The sequence below is a fragment of the Oscillospiraceae bacterium genome (assembly GCA_015068525.1).
Classification (GTDB): domain Bacteria; phylum Bacillota; class Clostridia; order UMGS1840; family HGM11507; genus SIG450.
Genome location: SVKJ01000011.1, coordinates 15021 through 40571, shown reverse-complemented (window position 1 = coordinate 40571; position 25551 = coordinate 15021). Strand labels below are relative to the sequence as shown.

General features: G+C 32.7%; 24 protein-coding genes. 6 read left to right on the top strand and 18 right to left on the bottom strand.

Going from position 1 to position 25551, the window contains the following annotated elements:
- Nucleotides 1–23: 23 nt before the first annotated feature.
- The 8 genes from E7419_05280 to E7419_05245 form a co-directional block, all read right to left on the bottom strand.
- Nucleotides 24–509: a cytidine deaminase gene (locus E7419_05280; protein MBE7014600.1), complete on the bottom strand. Its 486-nt coding sequence runs from the start codon at nucleotides 507–509 to the stop codon at nucleotides 24–26.
- Nucleotides 510–529: 20 nt separating this feature from the next.
- Nucleotides 530–1090: a methyltransferase domain-containing protein gene (locus E7419_05275; protein ID MBE7014599.1), complete on the bottom strand. Its 561-nt coding sequence runs from the start codon at nucleotides 1088–1090 to the stop codon at nucleotides 530–532.
- A gap of 36 nt (nucleotides 1091–1126) precedes the next feature.
- On the bottom strand, nucleotides 1127–5383 hold the full coding sequence (locus tag E7419_05270) for a PolC-type DNA polymerase III (GenBank protein ID MBE7014598.1): 4257 nt from the start codon (nucleotides 5381–5383) through the stop codon (nucleotides 1127–1129).
- A 19-nt stretch (nucleotides 5384–5402) separates the two neighbouring features.
- On the bottom strand, nucleotides 5403–6434 hold the full coding sequence (gene ispG / locus E7419_05265) for a flavodoxin-dependent (E)-4-hydroxy-3-methylbut-2-enyl-diphosphate synthase (GenBank protein MBE7014597.1): 1032 nt from the start codon (nucleotides 6432–6434) through the stop codon (nucleotides 5403–5405).
- Between the two features lie 324 nt (nucleotides 6435–6758).
- Nucleotides 6759–7835 carry an RIP metalloprotease RseP gene (gene rseP / locus E7419_05260; protein MBE7014596.1) on the bottom strand — a complete coding sequence of 359 codons (1077 nt, stop codon included), beginning with the start codon at nucleotides 7833–7835 and terminating at the stop codon, nucleotides 6759–6761.
- Entirely contained in the window at nucleotides 7814–8965 is a 1152-nt protein-coding gene (locus tag E7419_05255; GenBank protein MBE7014595.1) for a 1-deoxy-D-xylulose-5-phosphate reductoisomerase, read from the bottom strand. The genes rseP and E7419_05255 overlap by 22 nt, the downstream gene beginning before the upstream one ends.
- A gap of 27 nt (nucleotides 8966–8992) precedes the next feature.
- Nucleotides 8993–9787: a phosphatidate cytidylyltransferase gene (locus E7419_05250; GenBank protein ID MBE7014594.1), complete on the bottom strand. Its 795-nt coding sequence runs from the start codon at nucleotides 9785–9787 to the stop codon at nucleotides 8993–8995.
- 3 nt (nucleotides 9788–9790) lie between these two features.
- Nucleotides 9791–10519 (bottom strand): isoprenyl transferase, encoded by a 729-nt coding sequence (locus tag E7419_05245; protein MBE7014593.1) that lies wholly within the window; start codon nucleotides 10517–10519, stop codon nucleotides 9791–9793.
- A gap of 145 nt (nucleotides 10520–10664) precedes the next feature.
- On the opposite strand from E7419_05245, the gene E7419_05240 reads away from it, so the two are divergent.
- Complete coding sequence (locus E7419_05240; protein MBE7014592.1) at nucleotides 10665–11387, top strand: SDR family oxidoreductase; 723 nt, start codon at nucleotides 10665–10667, stop codon at nucleotides 11385–11387.
- A 120-nt stretch (nucleotides 11388–11507) separates the two neighbouring features.
- Here the strand turns inward: E7419_05240 and hydG are convergent, their stop codons facing one another.
- The 6 genes from hydG to trmB are packed head-to-tail and all read right to left on the bottom strand — an operon-like array spanning nucleotide 11508 to nucleotide 16804.
- A complete protein-coding gene (hydG, locus tag E7419_05235; protein ID MBE7014591.1) occupies nucleotides 11508–12929 on the bottom strand; it encodes a [FeFe] hydrogenase H-cluster radical SAM maturase HydG in 1422 nt (473 codons plus the stop codon).
- A 9-nt stretch (nucleotides 12930–12938) separates the two neighbouring features.
- Nucleotides 12939–13436 carry a GNAT family N-acetyltransferase gene (locus E7419_05230; GenBank protein MBE7014590.1) on the bottom strand — a complete coding sequence of 166 codons (498 nt, stop codon included), beginning with the start codon at nucleotides 13434–13436 and terminating at the stop codon, nucleotides 12939–12941.
- A 1-nt stretch (nucleotide 13437) separates the two neighbouring features.
- Complete coding sequence (locus E7419_05225; protein MBE7014589.1) at nucleotides 13438–14376, bottom strand: transketolase family protein; 939 nt, start codon at nucleotides 14374–14376, stop codon at nucleotides 13438–13440.
- Nucleotides 14376–15197, bottom strand: a complete 822-nt coding sequence (locus E7419_05220) for a transketolase (GenBank protein MBE7014588.1) — start codon at nucleotides 15195–15197, stop codon at nucleotides 14376–14378. The genes E7419_05225 and E7419_05220 overlap by 1 nt, the downstream gene beginning before the upstream one ends.
- 12 nt (nucleotides 15198–15209) lie before the next feature.
- Nucleotides 15210–16124, bottom strand: coding sequence for a homoserine O-succinyltransferase (gene metA, locus E7419_05215; protein MBE7014587.1), 915 nt, complete (start codon nucleotides 16122–16124; stop codon nucleotides 15210–15212).
- Between the two features lie 47 nt (nucleotides 16125–16171).
- A complete protein-coding gene (gene trmB / locus E7419_05210; protein ID MBE7014586.1) occupies nucleotides 16172–16804 on the bottom strand; it encodes a tRNA (guanosine(46)-N7)-methyltransferase TrmB in 633 nt (210 codons plus the stop codon).
- Nucleotides 16805–16924: 120 nt separating this feature from the next.
- Here trmB and E7419_05205 point away from each other — a divergent pair, with 120 nt between their 5' ends.
- The 5 genes from E7419_05205 to E7419_05185 are packed head-to-tail and all read left to right on the top strand — an operon-like array spanning nucleotide 16925 to nucleotide 21234.
- Entirely contained in the window at nucleotides 16925–17848 is a 924-nt protein-coding gene (locus E7419_05205; GenBank protein ID MBE7014585.1) for an AEC family transporter, read from the top strand.
- 23 nt (nucleotides 17849–17871) lie between these two features.
- Nucleotides 17872–18390 carry a hypothetical protein gene (locus E7419_05200; GenBank protein ID MBE7014584.1) on the top strand — a complete coding sequence of 173 codons (519 nt, stop codon included), beginning with the start codon at nucleotides 17872–17874 and terminating at the stop codon, nucleotides 18388–18390.
- Nucleotides 18391–18404: 14 nt separating this feature from the next.
- Nucleotides 18405–18845 (top strand): hypothetical protein, encoded by a 441-nt coding sequence (locus tag E7419_05195; GenBank protein ID MBE7014583.1) that lies wholly within the window; start codon nucleotides 18405–18407, stop codon nucleotides 18843–18845.
- Nucleotides 18838–20109 carry a patatin-like phospholipase family protein gene (locus E7419_05190; protein ID MBE7014582.1) on the top strand — a complete coding sequence of 424 codons (1272 nt, stop codon included), beginning with the start codon at nucleotides 18838–18840 and terminating at the stop codon, nucleotides 20107–20109. Before E7419_05195 ends, E7419_05190 begins: the two co-directional genes overlap by 8 nt.
- 60 nt (nucleotides 20110–20169) lie before the next feature.
- Nucleotides 20170–21234: an NAD(P)-dependent alcohol dehydrogenase gene (locus E7419_05185; protein MBE7014581.1), complete on the top strand. Its 1065-nt coding sequence runs from the start codon at nucleotides 20170–20172 to the stop codon at nucleotides 21232–21234.
- Nucleotides 21235–21307: 73 nt separating this feature from the next.
- Here the strand turns inward: E7419_05185 and E7419_05180 are convergent, their stop codons facing one another.
- From E7419_05180 to E7419_05165, 4 genes are all read right to left on the bottom strand, one after another.
- On the bottom strand, nucleotides 21308–22285 hold the full coding sequence (locus tag E7419_05180) for a Fic family protein (GenBank protein MBE7014580.1): 978 nt from the start codon (nucleotides 22283–22285) through the stop codon (nucleotides 21308–21310).
- A 100-nt stretch (nucleotides 22286–22385) separates the two neighbouring features.
- Nucleotides 22386–23174 carry a hypothetical protein gene (locus E7419_05175; GenBank protein ID MBE7014579.1) on the bottom strand — a complete coding sequence of 263 codons (789 nt, stop codon included), beginning with the start codon at nucleotides 23172–23174 and terminating at the stop codon, nucleotides 22386–22388.
- Nucleotides 23171–23914 carry a hypothetical protein gene (locus E7419_05170; protein ID MBE7014578.1) on the bottom strand — a complete coding sequence of 248 codons (744 nt, stop codon included), beginning with the start codon at nucleotides 23912–23914 and terminating at the stop codon, nucleotides 23171–23173. The genes E7419_05175 and E7419_05170 overlap by 4 nt, the downstream gene beginning before the upstream one ends.
- 5 nt (nucleotides 23915–23919) lie before the next feature.
- Entirely contained in the window at nucleotides 23920–25551 is a 1632-nt protein-coding gene (locus E7419_05165) for a DUF4080 domain-containing protein (GenBank protein MBE7014577.1), read from the bottom strand.

Here is a 25551-nt window from a genome sequence, read left to right as displayed (position 1 = left end):
ATCGGAATCATTAATGGCTAAAATCAAAGACTGCCGCCGACAATTGAATCGTCGTTATATATCCAGTCTCTTACATTAGTAATTGTATATTCATCTTTACCGCTTCTTGCAACAACTCTTTCAATACCTGAATTTATTATAAGTCTTTTACACATTGAGCAACTTGTAGCATTTTTTACAAGTTCCCCTGTTGACATTTCTTTACCAACAAGATAAAGTGTTGCACCTATCATATCTTTTCTTGCGGCACTTATTATCGCATTTGCTTCAGCGTGAACTGAACGGCAAAGTTCATATCTTTCACCGCTTGGAATATTAAGTTGCATACGTGCGCAACTATTTAAATCTATACAGTTTTTTCTGCCTCTTGGCGCACCTGTATAACCTGTCGATATGATTTCATCGTTATTTACGATAATTGCTCCGTAATTTCTTCTAAGGCATGTTCCTCTTTCAAGCACAGCCTGTGCAATGTCCAGATAGTAGTTGATTTTAGCTTTTCTTTCCATAATTAAAACCCCTCTTTAATTTATCTTTTCTCTACCACCACAAGAATTGGCGGGTAGTTGATTTGATTTATAAAATTATGCATAAGAACTGAAAACTTTTTATTGTTAAGCCTTTCAAAATATTTTATAAGTTCATCTCTTTCGTGAAAGCCTGAATCTCCTCCGTGATAGATTATTACTGCAATTATCCCGTCATCAGACAAAAGTTCTAAAGATTTTTCTATTGCCACAATTGTTGTTTCAGGAGTAGTCATAATCTCGTGGTTGCCTTTCGGAAGATAGCCAAGATTAAAAACAACTGCTTTAACCTCTTCATTTACATACTTTGAAAGTTCGGAGTGAGAGTCAAGATTTAAGTATACTCCTTTTTCCATATTGTGAGATTTAAGTAAATTATAAGTGTTATCCAGTGCAACTTTTTGAATATCAAAACCGAAAACTTTACCTTCGTCTCCCACAAGTTCTCTTAAGAACAAAGTGTCATATCCGTTTCCGCAAGTTGCATCAATAACAGTATCTCCGCTTTTTACAACTTTTTTAAGATAATCTTTACATAAACTTAATGAATTACCAAGCAAAATTATCACCCTTCCTTAATTTGGTGTTCTTATAAGGATTTATATTCCGAATGTAATCTGAGAAGAATCGGGAATATCCTTAAAACAATTATGTTTGTCAAGCATATCAACAACCGACTGCCCTACTTTTGATCTTATCATAAAATCTTCTTTTGTAAAGAATTCCTGTTCGTCACGCGCCGCCTTAATATTCTGTGCAGCAGAAAGTCCAAGACCTTTTATAGATGTGAACGGAGGACGGATTTTGCCATCTTCCACTTTGAAATTCTTGTCATCTGATTTGTATAAATCAACAGGTAAGAACTCTATTCCTCTTTCATACATTTCTTTGCATATTTCCAAAATTATTATAATATTCTTTTCTTTCGCAGATGATTTAGGAATTTTGTAGTAATCTGAAAGGACAGACTCTATTTTTTCCTTGCCTCTTGTCATAATATCTGCATCAAAATCATCTGCTCTTACCGAATAGTATGCAGTATAATATTCTATAGGGTAGTGAACTTTATAGTACGCAACCCTAAATCCCATAGTAACATACGCAACAGCGTGCGCTTTAGGGAACATATACTTAATTTTTTTACAGGATTCGATATACCACTCCGGAACCCCATGTTCTCTCATTTCGGTTTCGTCCTCTTCCTTAAGACCTTTTCCCTTACGAACTTGTTCCATAATTGTAAAGGATCTTTTTGGAGGAAGCCCTTTTAGCATAAGATATGTCATAATATCATCACGGGTACAGATTGTTTCTTCAAATGGTGCAATTTTGTTTTTAACGATATCCTGAGCATTATTAAGCCATACATCTGTTCCGTGTGCAAGTCCTGAAATTTTAACAAGGCTGGCAAAAGTTTTAGGCTGAATATCCTCAAGCATCTGACGTGCAAAACTTGTTCCAAATTCAGGCACACCGTAAGTCCCTGTTTTAGAGCCTATTTGTTCTTCAGTAACCCCCAATGCTTTCGGAGATGTGAAAAGACTCATAGTATCCTTATCTCCAAGCGGAATAGTCTGGGGATCAAGTCCTGTTAAATCTTTTAACATTTTAAGCATAGTAGGGTCATCATGTCCTAATATATCAAGTTTTAATAGTGTATCGTGAAGTTTATGATAATCAAAGTGAGTAGTAATAATGCCACTTTCTTTATCATTGGCAGGATGCTGTATAGGTGTAAAATCGTAAACATCATCCTCTTTGGGAACAATCATAATACCACCCGGATGCTGACCTGTAGTGGCTTTGGCACCTGTGCAGGCAACAACCAGCCTTTCAAGTTCGGCATTATTCATTATTCTTCCGCGTTCTTCGTAATAATTTTTTACATAACCAAAAGCGGTTTTATCCGCAATTGTACCAATTGTGCCTGCTCTGAAAACGTGACCTTCTCCAAATAATTCTTCGATATATTTATGAGCAGTACCCTGATATTCTCCTGAGAAGTTTAAGTCAATATCAGGCTCTTTATCCCCGTCAAACCCTAAGAAAGTTTCAAAAGGAATATCGTGGCCGTCTTTCTTCATTACTTTACCACATTTCGGGCATAGTTTGTCAGGCATATCGCATCCTGATGAGAAACTTCCGTCTTCAATGAATTCCGAATGTTTACATTCTTCGCATATATAGTGAGGGCATAAGGAATTAACCTCTGTTATCCCTGATAAAAACGCAACAAAAGAAGAACCAACAGACCCTCTCGAGCCAACAAGATAACCATCACTTAACGACTTTTTAACAAGTTTTTCCGCAATGAGATACATAACTGAAAAGCCGTTATTGATAATGGAATTAAGTTCCTTTTCCATTCTTTTTTCTACAATTTCAGGAAGAGGATCGCCGTATATTTCATAGGCCTTCTTATAGGACATATTTTTTATATCATCCGCTGCGCCCTCAATGACAGGCGGATGTTTGACACTCGGCACAGGCTCAAAAGTTTCTTCGATTAAATCAACTATATCATTAGGATTTTTAACAACAACCTCATACTTTGTTTTCTCGTCAAGATAGAAAAATTCTTCCATCATTTCTTCTGTTGTCCTATAGTATAAAGGAGGTTGATTATCTGCATCTTTAAATTTCTTTCCCGACATTAAAATAGAACGGTAAAGCGCACCCTGAGGAGTAAGAAAATGAACATCACCCGTTGCTACAACTTTTTTATTAAGTTCTTTTCCCAAATCAATTATTTTTTTATTAAGTTCTATAAGACCTTCCCTGTCGGCTACTGTATTGTTCTCAACTAAATACTGATTATTTCCAAGAGGCTGAATTTCAAGATAATCATAAAATTTTGCAATATTAATAAGTTCGCCAAAAGGTTTACCTGCTAAAACTGCACGGTAAAGTTCCCCCGCTTCGCAGGCAGAGCCAATAATAAGCCCTTCCCTGTGCTTTATAAGTTCGCTTCTTGGAATTCTCGGAGTTCTGTAATAATAGTCTATATGTGACTTACTTACAAGTTTATAAAGATTTTTTAGCCCCACTTTATCCTTTACTAAGATTATTATATGGTAAGCCGTTTTCTTGTATGATGGTTCGCTTTCTGAATTTACAATACCTGTGTTTATATCGGAAATATCTTCTATATTTCTTTCCTTTAACATTTTAATAAACTTAATAAATACTTCTGAAGTTGCCTCTGCATCATTTACTGCACGATGATGGCCATTTAAATTTACTTTTAAATGGTCGCACACAATATTCAGTTTATGTTTTTTAAGTTCAGGAAGAAGGACTCTTGAAAGAGCAAGAGTATCTACCGATGTAGGCATATATTCTATATTAAGATTTTGGGCATTTTGTTTTATAAAAGATACATCAAAGTCCGCATTATGAGCAACTAAAGGAACATCAGAACAAAAGGCAAGAAAATCTTTTAAGACATCGTCAATTAAAGGTGCATCTTTAACCATATCGTTTGTAATCCCTGTCAGTTCAACAATTTTCGCAGGAATTTCAACCTGTGGGTTTACAAAGGAAGAAAACCTGTCAACAATTTCTCCGTTTCTTACTTTACAGGCACCAATTTCAGTTATTTTATTTTGCGTAGCAGAAAAGCCTGTTGTTTCAATATCGAAAACAACAAATTCTCCGTCTAAGTTCTGGCTCTTGCCACCCTTTACAATTTCCTCCATATCGTTAACAAGATAGCCTTCAACACCGTAAACAAGTTTTAAACCTTTCTTTTTACAAATGGAATAAGCATCGGGGAACGCTTGTACAACCCCGTGGTCAGTTACAACCAAAGCTCTATGTCCTAAATTTGTAAGATAATCGGCATATTCTTCAACTGTATTTATCCCGTCAATAGCACTCATATTGGTATGAAGATGAAGTTCTACTCTTTTTTCGGGCGAATTGTCAACTTTAACTTCTTTTTTCTTTTTTTCTAAATTTTTAAATTTAGCATCAAGAACAATTTCTCTTAAGTATTTATCATACATCATTTCCCCTGAAATTTTAAGATAATCGCCTTTTTTAAACTCAGCCTGAAAATCATCTAAAACTTCAAGTTTATCCATAATTTGACATATACAGGAATTCTTATAGTCGGTTACGAAAAATGTAACTTTCCCTTTTGTTGAATTATTAAAATCTTTTCTTTCAATTTTAAATATTTCGCCCTCAATTTCAACCTTACCGCTTTCGGCACTTAAAGATGAAATATCCATTTTTTTATAGGAAATCTTATTAAAAGATGTATATGTTTTTTTAGGTTCCTCTTTTTTTGGTTTTTCGGGAACAACAGGCATTCTTTCAATCCTGTCAATTATTTCCTTTTGCTTTTCTATATGAAATTTATTTTTATCTTCAACTGACATTGGTTTTATATTTGATATAAATTTCACCTTAAATGACACAGAAAACTCATCTGAAATCAACGAGGCTATCGCTTTGTCAAGTTCATTGTAAATGAGTATATCAACCCCGTTACCCTTTAAAATTATATTAAGGGTATCTCCGTCTATTTCAAGTTTAGAATCCTTAACAAAATAATAAAGGTGCATATATTTTTTTTCTATGTAATATAAAATCTCTTTATAGTAACTTTCATCAAACAGTTCTTTATCATAACGGGTAAATATTTTTACTACATTTAACTGATAAGACTCTTTTATATCCATAGCAACATTAAATATAAGTTCTTTGGATACTATCTTGTTACACTTTAAGTATATTTCTGCTTTTCTTAACTCTTTATTTAAGAGTATGTTTATAACCTTGCTGTCATCAAAGATTTCTTTGCTTTGTATAAGTTTTTGAGATTTATTAAATATCTCGCTTAACTTCATATCTTTTTATCCTTCCAAATTACATTTTGTTAATTTCACTAAGTAAAACCTCAGCAATTTCTTCTTCTTTAATTTTTCTTACTATTTCGCCCTTTTTAAAAAGCACTGCGCACCCATCTCCGCCTGCTATTCCTATATCTGCTTCCTTAGCTTCTCCGGGTCCGTTTACTACACATCCCATAACTGCAACTGTTATAGGCTTTTTAATATTTTCTACTGCATCAGTAACAATGTTTGCAATTTTTATTAAATCAATCTTTGTTCTTCCGCAGGTAGGACAGGACACCACATTTACCGAGTTTTCAGAAAGCCCGACAGCACTTAAAATCGATTTTGCCGCTTTGATTTCTTCTACAGGGTCAGCAGTTAAAGAAACTCTTACAGTATCCCCTATACCATCAAGTAAAAGCGAACCTATTCCGACTGCAGATTTTATTATACCATTATAAGTTGTCCCCGCTTCAGTTATTCCCAAATGAAGAGGATAATCAAACTTTTTATTAAAAAGCCGATAACTGTCAACAGTAAGACGGGTGTTTGAACATTTTAATGATACAACAATATTATCATAATCACATCTGTTTACTAAATCAATATGCTCTTTTGCAGATTCGACCAATGCTTCAGGGCAGATTTTCCCGTACTTTTCTAAGATTTTTTTGTCGAGCGACCCTGCATTAACACCTATTCTTAAAGGAATATTTCTTTCCTTTAATGCTTTTACTACCTCGCAGACTTTGTCAAATCCACCGATATTTCCCGGATTAATTCTAACCTTATCAACTCCTGCTTTTACCGATTCTATTGCAAGGCGATAGTCAAAATGAATATCAGCAACCAGAGGAATTTTTATTTGCTTTTTTATTTCTTTTATTGCGTAAGCAGACTCCATATCAGGAACAGTACAGCGCACAATATCGCATCCTGCCTCAGTAAGTTCATCTATTTGTTTTACAGTTTTCTTAATGTCCCTTGTATCTGTATTTGTCATAGACTGAATAAGAACTTTCTCATTATCGCCTATAAAGACATTTCCGATTTTAACTTTCATTTTAAAGAAGCATTCCTTTCACTGTATTTAGGCAAAGTGTCAAGTATTTTGTTTCCGTATCTCTAAACTTTTACATAGGGAATAGGTAAAAAGCTTCAGAATGGATGAATTTAGCCAAAATCCTTGATTTTGGGTTACCCGAAGGCGTATTAAGATACGTCGAGTGGCTAAATTCGTTCATAGCAAAAAGTATTAATTTCAAAGATTTTTTAGAAAAATCTTTACTTTCATTTTGCATTTTGCATTTTGCGTTTTGCATTTACGGGAGGGCACGGAGGCCCTCCCCTACAATCGGTCTGGAGTTTTTTAACATTCCCTTTATACCTATTTTATAAAAATTCTTATAATATCATTTCCTGTTACATAAATCATAAGGAGTATAAGCAGTAAAAAGCCTATCGCGTGAATCATTCCTTCATACTTAGGAGGAACCGGCTTTCTTATTATAAACTCAACTATTATAAATAAAATTCTGCCTCCGTCAAGCGCAGGGATTGGAAGCAAATTGAAAATCCCTAAATTTATGGTTATAAGCGCCATCAGATATAAAAGATAAGAAAATCCTGTTTTAGCGGCAGTATTTATTTCATTAACTATTCCTACAGGTCCTGAAAGATTATTTACTGATGCTTTTCCTGTTATGAGTTCCTTTAAAGACAAGAAAATTGATTTTCCTATAAATACCGACTCGTAAAAAGAATATTTTAATGTATTAAAAAATGTTCTTTCTTTAGTCGCAAATTCAATACCGATAAGTTTATATGAGCCTTCTTCACTGCTTTCTTTTATGATATTTCCGTTATCATCTAAAAGATAACTTTTAGGTGTAACTTTAAAATTTATCTTTTCGTTTCCTCTTTTAACTACAATATCCATAGTTTCTTTATCGTTATATACACTAAACTCGGAACGGATATTTACTTTATGTCCGTTTAAGGAAATAATTCTATCTCCTTCTTTTAAGCCTGCAGTATAAGCAGGAGTTCCCTCCATTACATTTGCGATATCCAAGGTTGCATAAGGGGCTGAAGAATATCCTAAATTAAGGCTTAAAACAACCAAAAATCCTAAAATCAAATTCATAATTGCCCCTGCAGATAAAATTATAAGCCTTTTAATTTTTGATTTATTTGAAAAAGCACGTGGGTTATCGCTTTCCCCGTCTTCCCCCTCTAATTTACAATAACCACCCATAGGAATTAAGCGTATGGAATACAAAGTTTCGCCTATCTTTTTTTTAAATAGGCATGGTCCCATACCGATTGCAAATTCGATAACATAAACATCAAACAGTTTGGCAAATATAAAATGCCCTGCTTCGTGGACAAAAATTATTACTGAAAAAAGAAGTATTGCATAAATAACAGTTAGTAGTGCAGTCAATTTAAATCCTCCAGATATTTAATAGTTTTTAATTTTAATTCTTCGTCAAGTTTAATAGTATCATAAAGTGACAAATCATCACATCTTTTGTGTGTTTCAAGCATTTTTTCTACAGTTCTTTCAATATCCAAAAATCCGATTTTACCTTTCAAAAAGTAGGAAACGGCAACCTCATTTGCACTGTTTAAGCAAAGAGGCATAGTACCTCCCTCTTTCATTGCATAAAGTGCTAATTTAAGACATCCGAATGTATCCATATCAGGTTTATAAAAAGTAAGATTTGGATATTTTAAAAAGTCTAAAGATAAAACTTCACATTCTTCTCTTTCGGGATAGGTAAGTGCAAACTGAATAGGAAGTTTCATACTTGGAACACCCATTTGTGCTATTATTGAATTATCGCAATATTCCACCATTGAATGAACAACGCTTTCCCTGTGAATGACAACATCAATGTTTTTTATATCAAAAAGCCATCTCGCCTCAATTACTTCAAAGCCTTTATTCATTAAAGTGGCAGAATCTATTGTAATTTTAGCGCCCATATCCCAGTTCGGATGTTTAAGTGCATCGTTTTTGGTAACATTTTTTAATTCTTCTTTCGTTTTATTAAAGAACGGACCTCCCGATGCAGTAAGAATAAGTCTTTTTACTTTTTTAATATCATTCCCCATTAAAGACTGAAATATTGCCCCATGTTCACTGTCAACAGGGATAATTTTTGCACCATGTTTTTTAGCACAGTCAGTAACAAGTTTTCCTGCGGCAACAAGAGTTTCCTTATTGGCAAGAGCAATTTTCATTTTGTTTTCTATTGCTGCAACTGTAGGTGCAAGACCGATACTGCCTACAACCGAGGTAAGAAGCGTATCAGCGTTCCCGCTTACAGCAAAAGAAGATAATTCATCATTTCCGCCCGTAACTTTAATATCGGTATCAGAAAGCCTTAACTTAAGGTCGGAAAAAAGTTCCTTATTATTTATATGACAGTATTTAACATTAAATTCTCTTGCCTGCTTTTCTAAAAGATCAATATTGTTATTAGCAGAAATACCGTTTACTTTAATATTTCTTTCCCTGCAAACCTCAAGAGTCTGCGTGCCTATTGAACCTGTTGAACCTAATATATTTATAACTTTTGTTTTCAAGTTAAAACTCCTTAATACAAACTTATTTTAAATCATCAGTTTAAGAAAAATAAATATGAAAGGAGAAGTAAGTAAAATAGAGTCAAATCTGTCAAGCGCTCCTCCATGACCCGGCATTAAATTTCCAAAATCCTTTATGCCGTTTTCCCTTTTCATTAAAGATGCAAACAAATCGCCCATCTGTGAAATTACTGATGTAAAAACTGATATTATAACAAACCACAAAGTACTGACATCTATATTCCATATTCCCTTTAACATATACGAATAGACAACATATCCAACCACTGCACCAACAACACCAAAAACAGCACCTTCAACCGTCTTTTTAGGACTTATGTCAGGGCATAATTTGTTTTTCCCGAAAAAATACCCCCCGAAATATGCAAAAGAATCGGTAAGCCAGGCAGATATAAAAGGAAGCCACACATAACATGCGCCATTTTCCATATTCCTTATGTACGATAAAGTAGAAAATGAAAAAGGAATAACAAGTGTTAAAAACAAAACGGTAAATAAGTCTTTTGTGGAAAACTTACTGTGATTTTTTAAAAGATATGCAACATAACAAGTAATAATCAAAAAGGCAACCATAAGTGCTATTTCACATTTAAAATAACTTGCCCATGCAAAGACTGAAGATGCCAAAATCCCCAGAATAATAAATAATTTGCTTTTCAGGTGTCCGTATGCTTTCAAGCCCTCATACACAGAAATAGCAGATATTACAGATATTGCAAAACTAAGTATCATTTTATCGGCAAACATAACAATTGCCATTATAATAAGCCCGACCCCAGCCGAAATCAATCGTGTCGCCATTTTTTAAATTCCTCCAAATCTCCTGTTTCTTTGCTGATATTCTATTATTGCTTTTTCTAACATTTCAGGTGTAAAATCAGGCCATAGAATATCTGAATAATAAAATTCAGTATAAGCACACTGCCATAAAAGAAAATTAGAAAGCCTTTGTTCGCCGCTCGGTCTTATAAGTAAGTCAGGGTCTTTAAGACCTTTTGTGTATAAATGGTCGCTTATCATTTTTTCATCTATGTCAGAAACTTCAATCTTTCCGTCCTTTGCAAGAGCCGCAATTTCTTTTACTGATTTAATTATTTCATCACGGCTTCCGTAATTTATGGCAAAATTAAAAGTAAACCCTGTATGAGCAAACTGAGATGAATATTCTTCTATCTCTCTCATACTTTCTTTTAAGTCATCGCTTAAAGGCGTCTTATCCCCTATAAAACGCACAACACAGTCACGATTTCCCATTAGCGCCCGATAATCCTTTAATTTTTCTTTGAAAAGTTTAAATAATGCTTCAACCTCGTTCTTAGGTCGTTTCCAGTTTTCAGTTGAAAAAGCATATAAAGTCAAAGTTTTAATCCCTGTATCATAACAGTAATGGGCAATATTTTTTACATTGTCCGCCCCTTTGTAATGCCCTGCAGTTCTTGGCAGACCTCTTTTTTTTGCCCATCTTCCGTTCCCGTCCATAATTATTGCTATATGGGAAGGAAGGTTATCTTTATCTAATTTATATGTACTCATTTATATAACTCCTAAACATAATTATCTAATGATATTATAGCATAATATGTACTATTAATTCAATAGATACTTTTTAAAATTAAAAAACAATCCATAATATTTTGACAAAAAGTTTACAATATGTTATTATTCTTATGGTGATAGTATGAAAAAAGTAATTGTTATAATCGGTGCATCAAGAGGGATAGGAAAAGGAATAAGTGAGTATTTTTTAGAAAAAGGGCATATAGTTATCGGAACTTTTAATAAAAGTTTAAATGAAGCAAATGAAATTAAAGAAAAATACCCTTTATTTGATCCTATAAAAACCGATGTGACAAATGAGGAAGAAATCAAAAAAACAGTTAGTGAAATTATTAAAAAATACGGGCATATTGACTGCCTTATAAATAATGCAGGAATATCAAAAACAGGGCTTTTGCAAGATATGGGACTTGAAGATTATAATGAAATTTTTGATGTGAATGTTAAAGGTTTATTTTTATTTACAAAAGAAGTTTTACCATATATGATAAATAAAAAAAGCGGGAAAATTATAAACATTTCGTCAATGTGGGGAATTACAGGGGGTGCCTGTGAAGTTTTGTATTCGGCTTCAAAATCTGCTGTTATCGGACTTACAAAAGCACTTGCAAAAGAAGTTGGTCCATCGAATATAAATGTTAACTGCATTGCTCCCGGTGTTATTAAAACGGATATGTTAAATAATTTAAAAGAAGACGACCTTGAAGTATTAAGAGAAGAAACACCGCTTTTAAAAATAGGAACGCCTTTTGATATTGCTAAAGTATGTTATTTTCTTTTTTCTGAAAATTCAGACTTTATTACAGGGCAAGTATTAAGTGTTGACGGCGGAATAGTAATATAATATATGCCGAGTGTTCTTTTTGAACACTCGGCAGTTCTATTCGCCTTATGGCGAGTGGTATTTTCCTTTGGCAAGTTATATTGCTTCGCAGTTATATTGTCTGCGACAGTTTATTTGTTCCTAAAATCTGAAATCTCTTTCGCCGTTTGCTATTTTTTCAATATTTTCTTTGGCAATTTTTCTTGCTTTTTCGTTAGGAATTTTTTCAAGTTCTTTAATAATCATTTCATCTCCGACTTTTCGGGTATCAGCTGATGCATAATCTAAAAGATACTCTTTCAAAGTCATAAGAGCATTAGGATGGCAACAATTCTGAATCTGCCCTGTTTTAGCAAGACTCATAAACCTGTCGCCGGTTCTTCCCTCTCTGTAACAAGCGGTACAGAAAGACGGAATATATCCTGCCTTTATAAGCCAGTTGACAACTTCGTCTAAAGTTCTGTTATCGCTTATATCAAACTGAGAAGAATCTTCGTCTTCGTGAACGTTTTCGTCACTGTAGCCTCCGACACTTGTTTTAGATGCACCGCTAAGTTGAGATACACCAAGTTTTAATACTTTTTCCCTTACCGCTTTGCTTTCCCTTGTGGAAACAATCATTCCTGTATAAGGAACTGCAAGTCTTATTATCGCACATATTTTAGCAAAAGTTTCGTCTGAAATTCCATTATCAAACTGGTCGGTATCTACACCTGTTGCTTTTTTAATTCTTGGAACGCTTATGGTATGAGGGCCGACTCCGAATACTGCCTCAAGGTGTTCAGCGTGCATAAGGAGTGCTGCAAGTTCATAACGATATAATTCAAGACCAAAAAGAACTCCAAGCCCTACGTCATCAATTCCCCCCTCCATTGCTCTGTCCATCGCTTCGGTATGATATGCGTAATTATGTTTAGGACCTGTTGGATGAAGTTTTTCATAACTTTCTTTGTGATAAGTTTCCTGAAACAGAATATATGTTCCGATTCCCGCATCTTTAAGTTTCTTATAATTTTCAACGGTTGTTGCGGCAATGTTAACATTTACTCTTCTTATTGCACCGTTTTTATGCTTGATTTTATATATCGTTTCAATCGATTCTAAGATATATTCAATCGGATTATTGACAGGGTCCTCTCCCATCTCTATTGCAAGACGTTTATGCCCCATATCCTGAAGAGCAATAACCTCTTTTTCAATTTCAGCCTGTGTCAGTTTTCTTCTTGCAATCAAACTGTTGCCATGATGATACGGACAATACACACAACCGTTAACGCAATAATTTGAAAGGTACAGAGGAGCAAACATAACAATTCTGTTTCCGTATATTTCCTCTTTTATTTTATTTGCAAGTTTATTTATTCTTTCGTTAACTTCACCAATTTCACATGCTAAAAGCACACTTGCTTCTTTATGAGAAAGCCCCTTTTTTTCCTCTGCTTTTTTTAATATTTCTTCTATTAACTCTAAGTTATCTTTGTTTTCATCGGCATATTTTAAGGTCGACAAAACTTCCTTATGGTCAATAAATTCTTCTGCTTTTTTTGATTTTACATTATACATTGCCTTACCTCATTTAAATTCTTTTTCCATAATATAATCATCCATAAAAAAACCGTTTCCGATATCGGCTTTCTGTTTGCTTATAATTTTAAATCCAAAATGATTATAAACACCGATAGAAGATTTATTTTCTTTATTCACAGTAAGATATATACTTTTTAAATTATTCTTAAAAGAGTATTCCAAAAGAAAGTCAAACACTTTGTGAAAATACCCCTTGCCTCTTTCTTCTTTTAAAATATAGAGTTTACTTAAGAACAATCTCTGTTCTTCTTTTTTTATGGCAAAATATCCTATCGGACCGTTACCAGTAAGAATATAATACTCATATTCTTCGTTTAATACCTGATTTGATATTGCACTTTCAGATTGGAATTTATCCGTCATATAATCAATCTGCTCTTTTGATAAAATGCTTATGTAATATTCATTCCAGATTGTTTTCGCCATTTTTTCAATCAAGGCATAATCGGTACTGTTTTCTGCTTTTTTGATTTCAAGTGCCATTTTACATGCCTTCTTTTACTACTTTAACAATGTTTTCTTTAGAAAGTCCGTAAAGTTTTAAAACTTCCAAAGCAGGACCTGACTGACCGAACACATCATTAACGCCTACTCTTAAAACTTTTGTCGGACATTCTTCGCATACTACCGAAGATACTGCATCAGAAAGGCCTCCGATAATACTGTGTTCTTCGCATGTAACAATAAATTTAGTTTCTTTTGCTGCTTTTATTATCAATTCTTTGTCTATCGGTTTTAAAGTGTGAATATTTATAACTCTTGCAGAAATTCCCTCTTTTTCAAGTTCTTTCGCTGCCTCAAGCGCTTCTGCTACCATAAGTCCTGTAGCAATAATCGCAACATCATTACCTTCTTTTAAGGTAACGCCTTTACCTATTTCAAATTTGTAATTTGCATTGTCATTTATAACAGGAACTGCAAGTCTTCCAAATCGCAAATAGCATGGTCCTTCATAGTGATATGCAGCTTTAACCGCTTCTCTTGCTTCCACATCATCAGACGGACAGATAACAACCATTCCTGGAACACTTCTCATCAAAGCAAAGTCTTCATTACATTGGTGGCTCGCACCATCTTCACCTACTGAAATTCCTCCGTGAGTTGCTGCAATTTTAACATTAAGACGGGTATATCCTACCGAGTTTCTTATCTGTTCAAAGGCTCTTCCTGCTGCAAACATCGCAAAACTTGATGCAAATACTACTTTACCCGTTGAAGCAAGACCTGCTGCAACACCTATCATATTACTTTCTGCAATACCGCAGTCAATAAATCTTTCAGGAAATTCCTTTTTAAATTTTATAGTTTTTGTTGCTTCTGCTAAATCGGCATCCATAACAACAAGATTATCATACTTTGCGCCAAGTTCTTTCAAAGTTTCGCCGTAACTGTCTCTTGTGGCAATTTTTTTAACGTCACTCATTAACCTTCAAACCTCCCAAGCTCTTCCATAGCAATTTTATATTCGTCTTCGTTAGGTGCTTTACCATGCCATGAACACTGGTCTTCCATAAAGGAAACACCTTTTCCTTTTAAAGTTTTAGCGATAATCGCTGTTGGTTTGTCGTTTTCTTTTGTAAATACGTCAAACGCTTTTTCAATCTCATAAAAATCATGACCGTCAATTTCTATAGTATTAAAACCGAATGCTTCAAACTTTTCTTTTAAAGGATATGGAGAATTAACCTCCGAAAGCCTTCCGTCTATCTGCAAATCGTTATTATCAACTATTACGCAGATATTATTAAGTTTTTTCCCTGCAATAAATAAAAGTGCTTCCCAGACCTGACCTTCGTGAATTTCTCCGTCACCCAAAAGTGTATATACTTTATAATCTTTTTTCGACATTTTAGCGCTCATTGCCATACCTGCTGCTGCAGATATACCCTGCCCTAATGAACCTGATGACATATCTACACCCGGAACCTTATTCATATCAGGGTGCCCCTGAAGATAAGAACCTGTTTTTCTTAAAGTTTTAAGGTCGCATACAGGAAAAAATCCTTTATGTGCAAGAGCTGAATAAAGAGCCGGTGCACAGTGGCCTTTTGACAAAACGAAACGATCCCTGCCTTCCCACTTAGGTTCGTTCGCTTTTATATTCATTTTCTCAAAATATAAATATGTAATAATATCTGCACAGGATAAAGAACCGCCCGGATGCCCGCATTTTGCATTAAAGGTAGATTCAATTATTCCCTTACGCACTTCATTTGCTGTTTTCTTAAGTAAATTTACGTCCATTTATTTATCCCCCTAAAGTGTATTTATATCATAAGGCGTTGTCTGGTATACATAGTAGTTAAGCCAGTTAGAAAAAAACAAACTTGCATTTGAACGCCATTTTAAAATTGGTTTTTTGGTAACATCATCATTCGGAAAATAATTTTTGGGGATTGCAATTTCAAGTCCCTTTTCCACATCTCTGTCATACTCTTTTTTTAAAGTATCAGAATCATATTCAAGATGTCCTGTTATAAATATCTGTCTTCCGCCCTTATTTGAGCAAAGAAGAACTCCTGCCTCGTCTGATTCTGCTAAAATTTTAAGTTCTAAAACCTTTTTTATATCCTCTTTTTTCACATAAGTATGCCTTGAATGAGGTGCTAAAAACAGTTCGTCAAATCCTCTTAAAAGTTTATTATATTTTCTTAAAATCTTATGTTCAAATATTCCGAACATCTTACTGTCAAGCGGATATTTATCTATTCCGTAATGATAAAAAAGACCTGCCTGAGCGCCCCAGCATATATGCAAAGTGGAATGTACATTCGTTTTACTCCATTCCATTATTTCGCATAGTTCTTCCCAATAATCAACTTCGGAAAAATCCATTTGTTCAACAGGTGCACCTGTTATAATCATTCCGTCAAACTTTTCATTTTTAAAATCATCAAAAGTTCCGTAAAAATTAACAAGATGCTCCTGAGGAGTATTTTTTGATTCATAAGATTTAGTTGTCATAAAAGATACTTCAACCTGCAAAGGCGTATTCCCTAAAAGCCTTAACAGTTGAGTTTCTGTAACAATTTTTGTTGGCATAAGATTAAGAAGCAAAATCTTAAGAGGACGTATATCCTGCTTAAGTGCTCTTTTGCTTGTCATAACAAATATATTTTCAGCCTCTAATTGTTTTTTAGCCGGCAGATTGTCCGGAATTTTAATAGGCATATTATCCCATCCTCAATATACTTTTATATTATTATACAATAGAAAGATTAAAAAATCAATTCGCATCTGTAAATCGGAAAACCTTTAGAAGAAAAATTTTCTTCATATTCGGTCATTATGTTTCCTTCATAAGAAGAATTATGTAAATCAAGAGTAATATTTCGCATTTTAAGATTATAATCAGCAAATGAGTTTAGCGAAAATTCAAACAGTTTTCTGTTATCGGTTTTAAAGAAAACCTCTCCGCCTTTTTTAAGAAGTTTTTCATATAATGAAAGATAATTTTTATGAGTGAGCCTTCTTTTTGCCTGATTACTCTTTTTCCAGGGGTCGCAGAAGTTTATATATATTCTTTCAACCTCACCTTTAAAATCCTTATCTCTTAAAACATCTACATCGCCTGCAAAAAAACGGACATTTTCAATACCCTCGTTTTTTATCTTTTCCATTGCCATAATGATAACGTCCATACTTTTTTCTATAGCAATATAGTTTACTTCAGGATTTAGTTTTGATAAGCCGGTAATAAATCTTCCCTTACCGCATCCTATCTCTAAATGCACAGGATTATCATTACCAAATATATCTTTAAAGTTTTTTATATTATCAAAATTTTCAATCGCAAGGAAAGAACAGTTTTCAAATCTTTCTTCCCTGTGTTTTTTTCTTCTCATTCTCATTTTTTCGTCACCCTTTTATTTATTATACATTATTTAGGTTTGAGTTTCAAGTCAATATTGACTTAATTTGTCACAAGAGTTATAATAATTTCAGAATTACAATAAAAAGGATGAATAATTTTGAATTTTTTAGACACATTGCAACTTTTGATGGGACTTTTTATCCCTATGATAATAGGTTATTTTTTATATTATAAAAAGATGGTTGATGCATCATTCGTAAAAGGGGTTTCAGTTCTCCTTTACAATGTTTCACTTCCCTGCTCCATTTTGGACTCAATGATGCAAAAAATAAGTCTAAATGAACTTTTAAAATCAGCAAAACTTCCTTTAATGGCACTCGTTATACTTGTTATATGCTTTCTTACGGCACTGATTTTAGGGAAAGTTATAGAAAAAAAGAAGAAAAAAAGAAATATTATTATTTTTTCGCTTTTATTTTCCAACTTTACTTTTACTGCCTATCCGATACTTGAGATGCTTTATGGTAAACAATCTGTTTTCTATGCGTCTTTATATAACTTTACCATGTTTGCTTCAGTTTTAATTGTGGGCACCATCCTTATGAAAAGCGCATCGGAGGACGATATGGAATGTTCTCTGACACTTAAGGATTTAAAAAGCACTCCTTTTTTAGCGCTTATTATCGGATTTATAATGCTTTTTATACCGATAGAAATTCCTTATTTTATTAAAACAACTGTTACACAACTTGGTTCTACGACTACACCTTTGGGTGTACTCCTTACAGGCCTTGTAATTGCTAAATCAGGGAAAATTGATATTAAAAACATAAAAATTTATATAGTAAGTCTTTTCAGACTTTTAATTATTCCTGTTGGTGTAGTATATGTACTTTGGGCATTGGGATTTTCGGGATATATGGTATATGTACCTGCTATTATACTTGCAAACCCTATTGCAGTAAATCTTGTTATATTCGGGGAAAACTTTAATTCATACCCCGAAGAATGCGCAAATTATGTTCTTATTTCAAGTATTCTTTCGGTAATTACTTTACCGATTGTTTACAGTATATTATAATTTAATGAACGGAGGCGGGAAATGTGAGAAATTTTTCTTCGCAGTCTAAAGGTCTTTACAAATCAGCAATTACCGGCGCGTATTTTGGCATTTTAAATATCTTTTTGGTTTTAGTCCCCCTTATCTATTCGCTTTTTTATAGCAAAGTTCTTTTTACCATTTATATGATTATAGGGGTAACTATGCTTCTTATGTTAGCGATTATTCCGTATAAGTACAAAAATATACGAAATTATGAGTTTTCAAAATTAAGATATCTCTATTTCGTATCTTCATTATTTCTTGTGTTCTTTTTGGGAATACTTTTAAAGTATATTTGCAATTTTGGATTTTCTTTTTCAAATATTTATATTATACTTTTGCAGTTGATACTTATTCTTATGAGTTTTTTTGATATTCTTCTTAATGCACACAGTGGCACTAAAAGAATGAAAAGCCTTTACTTAAGAACTATTAATATACAATATTTTAAAAACTTTTTAGTTATTATTTCGGGAATTGTTATAGGAATTTTATTCCTTATTCCTTACTATATTTTTTAGGATGTGTTTACAACTTGGAAATCACGATTAAAGAGCCTGTCGAAAAAAGGCTTAAAACAACTTTCATACTGGTGTTTTTATTATTTGTTATATGCTTTATAACTCCTTATATTAAACTGCCGATTATTCCTGCAATTCTTCCGTTTATATATGCGATATTCTGTTGTTTTTATTTAATAAAATACTCTCTTTCGGAATATAAATATATATTAGGCGAAGAAACTTTTAAAATAGAAAAAGGCAAAGACTATAAGAAAACAGAAATTTTAAATATTCCCTTTAAAGACATAATATCTTTAAAAAAGGAAAATATTAAAGCGAAAAATCTTACAGTGAGTCCTTTCTCAAAAGACTATATGGTACTTACCTATAAAATAAAGGGCGAAGAAAAAAAGGTTAAAATTCATTATACAGAGAATTTGCGCAAAGAATTAGAGGTAAGAATATATGAGTAAAACTGCCCTTGTATTCGGTGGCGGAGGTGCAAAAGGGGCATACCAGATAGGTGCCGTAAAAGCACTTAACAAACTTAAAATAAAATATGATATTATAACCGGTTGTTCAGTTGGCAGCATCAATGGTGCTATTGTGGCGCAAGGCGATTTCGACCTTGCTATGAAGTTATGGAAAACTTTATCCACCGATAAAATTTTAGATTTAAAAGAAAATGAAACAGGTATAAATGTAAAAGGTGCTTTTGAAAACAGCGGTTACGACTATACCAACTTAAAAAATTTACTTATAAAATATATTGATGAAGATAAATTAAGAAAATCGCCTGTAGATTATGGTTTGGTTACAGTTAAATATCCTGAAATGACGCCTCTTTATATTTTTAAAGAGGATATGGAAATTGGGAAAATTGTTGACTATATACTCGGAAGTTCTGCTTTTTTCCCTGCAATGAAGCCTCATAAAATCGGGGAAAATATGTATATTGACGGGGGCTTTTCTGATAATCTTCCTATAAATATGGCAATCGAAAAAGGTGCAGACAAAATTATTGCGATTGATTTAAAAGCAGTAGGAATGATAAAAAAGCCTAAAGCAAAAGATGTTAAAATAACTAAAATTTCAAGTTATTACGATTTGGGAAAAATTCTTGATTTCAATAAAGATCAGGCTAAAAAAAATATGAAATTAGGATATAATGATACCTTAAAAACCTTTGGTAAACTTGACGGATTTAAATTTACTTTTGAAAAAGGCGACATTTTAAAACATTCAAAAAAAATTGCACCGAAAATAGAAGAATTATCCAAAAAAATGTTTGCAAACAACAAACACTTGAAAAAAGTATTTATAAAAGGAATAAATCTTCTTTACTATACCGAAACAAAAAGAGAAGGCAAGCCCTGCACAAAGGATATGGCAACTTTTAATTTAGAATGTTTGATGGAAAGTTTAAAACTGCCGTACTTTCAAACTTACAAATTAAAAAAAGCACATTTTCTTATAAATAAAGAATTAAAAGAATATGATATTTCCGATCTTTCAAGTTTAAAAGAACTTCTTGTAAACTTTAATCTTTCGGGAAATATAATGGATATTTTAAAAAAATTAAAACAGGCAACAGACAGTTTTGATAAAGTAAAATTTATAAAATTCTTATCAGAAAATATTGATTTTCTTTTAGAAAAAAATCCAAAACTTTTAACTTTTTTAGGAATTTGCGCACCCAAAGAATTTTTATGTGCAGTATATTTAAAATTTCTTTAACGTATATTTTTTTATTAATCCTTTCATAATAAACTAAGATTATTATGAAAGGATGTTTTTATGAAAGCTTTTGCAATGATAGAAATAGGAAAAATAGGCTGGATAGAAAAAGAAGAGCCAAAAATGGGCCCTTTAGACGCTATTGTAAAGCCTATTTGTATTGCCCCTTGTACTTCGGACATACACACTGCTTTTAAAGGTGCAATCGGCGAAAGACATAATATGGTGCTCGGTCACGAATGTGTGGGAGAAGTTCATAAGGTAGGCGAACTTGTCAAAGATTTTAAAGCGGGAGATAAAGTAATAGTTCCTGCAATTACTCCTGACTGGGGAACAGTAACAAGTCAGGAAGGATATCCTATGCACTCACAAGGTATGCTGTCAGGCTGGAAATTCTCAAATTATAAAGATGGAGTTTTTGCAGAATATTTTAATGTAAACGAGGCAGATGCCAACCTTTGCCATCTTCCGGATAATGTTGACCCTATAAGTGCAGTTATGCTACCCGATATGGTGGTTACAGGTTTTCACGGAGCCGAACTTGCAAAAATAAATTTTGGAGATACGGTTTTAGTTATCGGTATAGGCCCTGTAGGACTTATGGCAGTAGCAGGTGCAAATTTGCGTGGAGCAGGAAGAATAATTGCTGTTGGCTCAAGAGAAATCTGCCAGAAAGTTGCAAGAGAATACGGCGCAACCGATATTTTAAGTTACAAAGACGGAGATTTAGTTGAAAATGTTATGAAAATTACAAACAACGAAGGTGTTGACAGAGTTATCATAGCAGGAGGAGATAATGATACTTTCGCACAAGCAGTAACAGTTGTTAAGCCTGGCGGAATAGTTTCAAATGTTAACTATTTGGGAGAAGGCGAAACTGTTAATATACCTCGTGTTGAGTGGGGTGTTGGTATGGGCCATAAAACAATAACAGGCGGTCTTACACCAGGAGGAAGAATGAAAATGGAAAAAATGGCACGCCTTATTGCAAACGGTAAACTTGATACAAAAAAACTTGTTACCCATGTTTTCCACGGATTTGACAAAATAGAAGAGGCACTTCTTTTAATGAAAGATAAGCCAAAGGATTTAATAAAACCTGTAGTGGTTGTTAAAGAATATTAAATTATATGGACAATATATCAAAAAGGGATGTTAAAGAAAACATCCCTTTTCATATTGTGACAACAGATTTCTTTTATTTTTTAATATATCCCCAATGTCCGTCAATAAAGATTTTTTTCAGTACTCTGTCATTAAACAACTTAGTTAATATCCTTGTAGCTGTTGCCGAAGATACTTTAAAAAGTTTCTGAATATCGCTATTTTTAATATACTCATTTTTATCAAGGTATTTAAGTATCTTTTCAGTTCTTAAATCCATCCTGCTCTTTGGAATATCATAAGTTCTGACACTTATTGCTTCTGATAATGCTTGTTTTATAACCGATAGCATAAACTCAATAAAAACTGTAGAATTACCATTTGCATTTGACCTGTTTATTACATTATAATACTCTTCCTGATTGTCATGAATAAGTGATTCTACAGGTAGCCATGCAAACACCTCATTCCATTGAGATAACAGTAAAGTGTGCCATAATCTTCCCATTCTGCCATTCCCATCCGAAAAAGGATGTATAAGTTCAAACTCATAATGAAAAACACAACTTTTTATAAGCATATGAACATCGCTTGTTTTTATCCAGTTTAGAAGTTCCTCCATAAGGTTGGGAATATATCGTGGCAATGTACCAAAATGCAGAATGTTACCTTTTTGGTCCACTACACCTACCTGGTTTTGTCGAAACTCTCCCGCATCGTCAATAAGCCCTATGGTCATAATTTTATGAACTTTTAAGATATCATCTATTGAATACGGATCTAAACTCTCTATACATTCGTACGCTTTATACGCATTTCTTACTTCTAAAATATCTTTTTGGGGAGCTAAAACCCGTTTCCCGCAAATAACATCTGTAACCTGCTTAATGTCAAGAGTATTTTGTTCTATCTTTAAAGATGAATAAATTGTTTTTATTCTATTTTCTCTTCTTAGTTTAGGATTTGTTGAAATTTGATGTTTTTCATCTATTCTTCCTGTAAGTTCTGCAATTTCTATAACTAATGACATTATTTTTTCATTTATATCAAATGGTGGTTTTTTACTTGTCATTAAATCCCCTCTTTACTTCGTTTGCATCAATCATACATCAATCATACATCAATCATTTTCATTGTATCATCGGTTTTTTAAAAACGCAAGTATAAAATTTTTACAAACTATACTTTTCTATAAGGTTTATAAAATTAAGCCCTAAGATTTTTTCTTTTGATGAATCGGGAATATCCGAAAGCATAATTCTTCCCAAAGAAACTGCAGGATCGGTAAGCGGTGTATCCGAGCCGAAAAGAATTTTATTATCATCTCCGTATTTTACAAGATGTTCTAAAAGATTTGTTCTTGGAGATGACATACAAATATCACAATATGCATTTTTGTGATTTTTTATAAGTTCGGCAGTTAATTCATATCCACTTTGAGTACCTGAATGAGCAATGATGATTTTGGCATTTGGATAATTTATAATAGTTTTTTCAATTTCTATTACTTCTCCTAAAGAAAAAGCATGAATAAGAACTATCGAACCTTTTTTGTTCATATATTCAAGGCAGGGTTTAAAGCGTTCATCGTTAATCCCCACTTTTGCGTGTGCTGGATGAATTTTAATACCTATTACTCCATCCTTTTTACATCTTTCAATTTCAGAAACAGTGTCTTTATCATAATTTGGGTTTATGGTTACATATCCTAAAATTCTGCCCTCCGATTCGCTTACTGCTTTTAACATATCGTTATTTCCTAAAACATAATCACCCGTTATAGCATAGGTTGAAGAAACAGCAGTTTTTAAAATACCTCTTTTGTCCATAACTTCAATAAGTTTTTTATATCCTCCATCAACCCCTACTGTACCTGGAAAAATCCCAAGATGTCCGTGAGCATCAATCACTTTAAGATTTTCGGGAAGTTGACCGTTTAACATCATTTCCTTAAAATTCATATAAGTTCCTCCCCTGTCATTCCCAAAATATTTTTATATGCTATATTATCTTTATCGCAACGATTTAATGAAGAAAGAATAATTCTTCCTGCATATCCTTCCGGTGCAGTTTCCGGTGCATACGAAGAGAATACAATTCTTTCGGAACCAAATTTTTTAACAACTGTTTCAATACCGTCTATCGGAGTAAAACTTGTATCAATAGCAATATTCTTATAATCTTTCATAAGTTTATCATGGTCAACATTTAAAGAAAATCCAAGATTGGTTATAATAATATTTATATTTTTATACACTTTAAGAATTTCTGAAAGTTGATTTGTTGTAACAGATGTATTAGGTATTGTTATTACCGTTTTTAATTTATCCATAACATCAAAATAGTCACTTACGGAATATATATCCATAGAAAATTTGTGCGCTGACGGATTCATATTAACCATTTTAACATTATCTTCAATCATTATTTTTTCAAATTTTTCGCAAGGGTTTTCCTCTGCATAATTTATCATAAAAGTATATGACGGAATAAAGAAATTATCATCCGCTATTTCTTCTTTTATGATTCTGTTATACGCAAAATCTCCCGAAGCAAGTGCCCCGTAGTGACTTACAAATGCTTTTTTTACATTAATGCTCTCAAGCATCTTTTTTACGCCGTCTTTTGAATAATCTATTTTTGCAACAGGAACCTGCTTTCTTCCAAACGAACACATACAATCTACAAATTTATACTCCACTTTACTCACCCCATTTTAATTATATCATTAGTTCTTCTGTTAAAAAGATATAGTGACTTTTTGTTTCCAAAATTAAAAATTTCAAAATCAATATATTTTATAAAATCTTTATATCTGTCACTTTCAGACAGGCCGATTTTTAAATTATTATTTTCGTCCTTTAAAAATTCGTTTATTTTTGTTATATTTTCTTTAGTTTTAAAATTATTTAAAAATGAGGGCAAAGCGCCTCTTTCTTTTATAACATAATCAAGTTTTAAATACTCTAAAAACTCTTCGCTCTTACCAAATAATTCGTCATAAAGAATTTTTAAAATTTCAAATTTATCTTTTAAAGAAAGTTTACCATCTCCCATTTTTTCTCCTAACTTTAAATAGAATAAAAATGGCGAAATATCATTTTTATTTAAAATAAATTCAAGGGAATTTTTAAAAATACCACTGTTAAAATAGGCATCTACCGATTTATCGACTTTTTTTATTTTAATAAGTTCAAAAAAGGAAATAAAATCATTTGATAAAATTTCATAAGGTGCAGTATTTTTAAATTTATAATTATACTTTTCCTTTTCTTCTCTTAATTTTGAGCCGTGAAGAAGTTTTAAAAATCCAACCTGCAACACTTTCGGAGAAAGAGAATATACCTCATCAAAACTTTTTTTGAAACTTTCAAAATCTTCTTTCGGAAGCCCGGCAATTAAATCTAAGTGAATTCTTACTTTACTGTCTTTAAGATATAATAAATTATCTTTAAGTTTTACCATATCGGTTGTACGGTCGCAAAGTTTCAAACTTTCATAATTGGTTGACTGGATACCCGCTTCAAACTGAATGGTATTATAATCTGCTTTGTTTATTATATCCATTAATTCTTTATCGAGTAAGTCTGCACCTATCTCAAAATGGAAGCAGGTTTCTCTTTTTTTAGAAAGAATATATGTTATAATTTCTTTTGCTCTTTTTTTATCAAAATTAAATGTTCTGTCAACAAGTTTTACTCTTTTTATTTTCAAATTAGAAAATAAGTCAATTTCAGAAAATACTCTTTTAAGAGGCAGAGTTCTTACCCCTTTTGTTAAAGAAGATATACAAAATGCACATTTAAAAGGACAACCTCTTGAGGTTTCATAATATACTGCCCTGTTAGTTAAATTTTCAAGTTCCCCTTCATAACAAAAAGGTATATTATCCATATCTTCCATTTCGGCAAAATGATATTCATTGTCACTTTTACAAACACCCAAGATATTGTCTTCGCCTTTTAAAAGTTTTAATATGGGTATTTCCCCTTCCCCTCTTATAACAAAATCAATCTGAGGAATTTCTTTAAAAAGCGATTTGTTATAACTAACTTCAGGACCTCCCAGGAACACGGTAATATGAGGAGAAATCTCTTTGATATCCGAAACAAGTTTTTTAACAAGTTCTATATTCCATATATAACAAGAAAACCCTATTACATCAGGGTTTTTCTCTAATATAGAATTTAATAGGCAGAAATATTCGTCATTTATTGTACCCTCAAAAAAGGATATATTGTTATACCCGTTTTTTAAAACATAAGAGCATATACTCCTTACCGATAATGAGGTATGAGAATATTTGGCATTAAGTGCAACAAGCAACCATTTTTTCAT

Coding starts and splice junctions, on each gene's coding strand:
- E7419_05165 (MBE7014577.1), bottom strand. CDS start 25,551: ATGAAAAAATGGTTGCTTGTTGCACTTAATGCCAAATATTCTCATACC.
- E7419_05250 (MBE7014594.1), bottom strand. CDS start 9,787: ATGGCGACACGATTGATTTCGGCTGGGGTCGGGCTTATTATAATGGCA.
- E7419_05245 (MBE7014593.1), bottom strand. CDS start 10,519: ATGAGTACATATAAATTAGATAAAGATAACCTTCCTTCCCATATAGCA.
- E7419_05190 (MBE7014582.1), top strand. CDS start 18,838: ATGAGTAAAACTGCCCTTGTATTCGGTGGCGGAGGTGCAAAAGGGGCA.
- E7419_05225 (MBE7014589.1), bottom strand. CDS start 14,376: ATGAGTGACGTTAAAAAAATTGCCACAAGAGACAGTTACGGCGAAACT.
- E7419_05230 (MBE7014590.1), bottom strand. CDS start 13,436: ATGGCACTTGAAATCAAAAAAGCAGAAAACAGTACCGATTATGCCTTG.
- trmB (MBE7014586.1), bottom strand. CDS start 16,804: ATGAGAATGAGAAGAAAAAAACACAGGGAAGAAAGATTTGAAAACTGT.
- E7419_05270 (MBE7014598.1), bottom strand. CDS start 5,383: ATGAAGTTAAGCGAGATATTTAATAAATCTCAAAAACTTATACAAAGC.
- E7419_05175 (MBE7014579.1), bottom strand. CDS start 23,174: ATGAATTTTAAGGAAATGATGTTAAACGGTCAACTTCCCGAAAATCTT.
- E7419_05240 (MBE7014592.1), top strand. CDS start 10,665: ATGAAAAAAGTAATTGTTATAATCGGTGCATCAAGAGGGATAGGAAAA.
- hydG (MBE7014591.1), bottom strand. CDS start 12,929: ATGTATAATGTAAAATCAAAAAAAGCAGAAGAATTTATTGACCATAAG.
- E7419_05220 (MBE7014588.1), bottom strand. CDS start 15,197: ATGGACGTAAATTTACTTAAGAAAACAGCAAATGAAGTGCGTAAGGGA.
- E7419_05185 (MBE7014581.1), top strand. CDS start 20,170: ATGAAAGCTTTTGCAATGATAGAAATAGGAAAAATAGGCTGGATAGAA.
- metA (MBE7014587.1), bottom strand. CDS start 16,124: ATGCCTATTAAAATTCCGGACAATCTGCCGGCTAAAAAACAATTAGAG.
- E7419_05280 (MBE7014600.1), bottom strand. CDS start 509: ATGGAAAGAAAAGCTAAAATCAACTACTATCTGGACATTGCACAGGCT.
- ispG (MBE7014597.1), bottom strand. CDS start 6,434: ATGAAAGTTAAAATCGGAAATGTCTTTATAGGCGATAATGAGAAAGTT.
- E7419_05180 (MBE7014580.1), bottom strand. CDS start 22,285: ATGACAAGTAAAAAACCACCATTTGATATAAATGAAAAAATAATGTCA.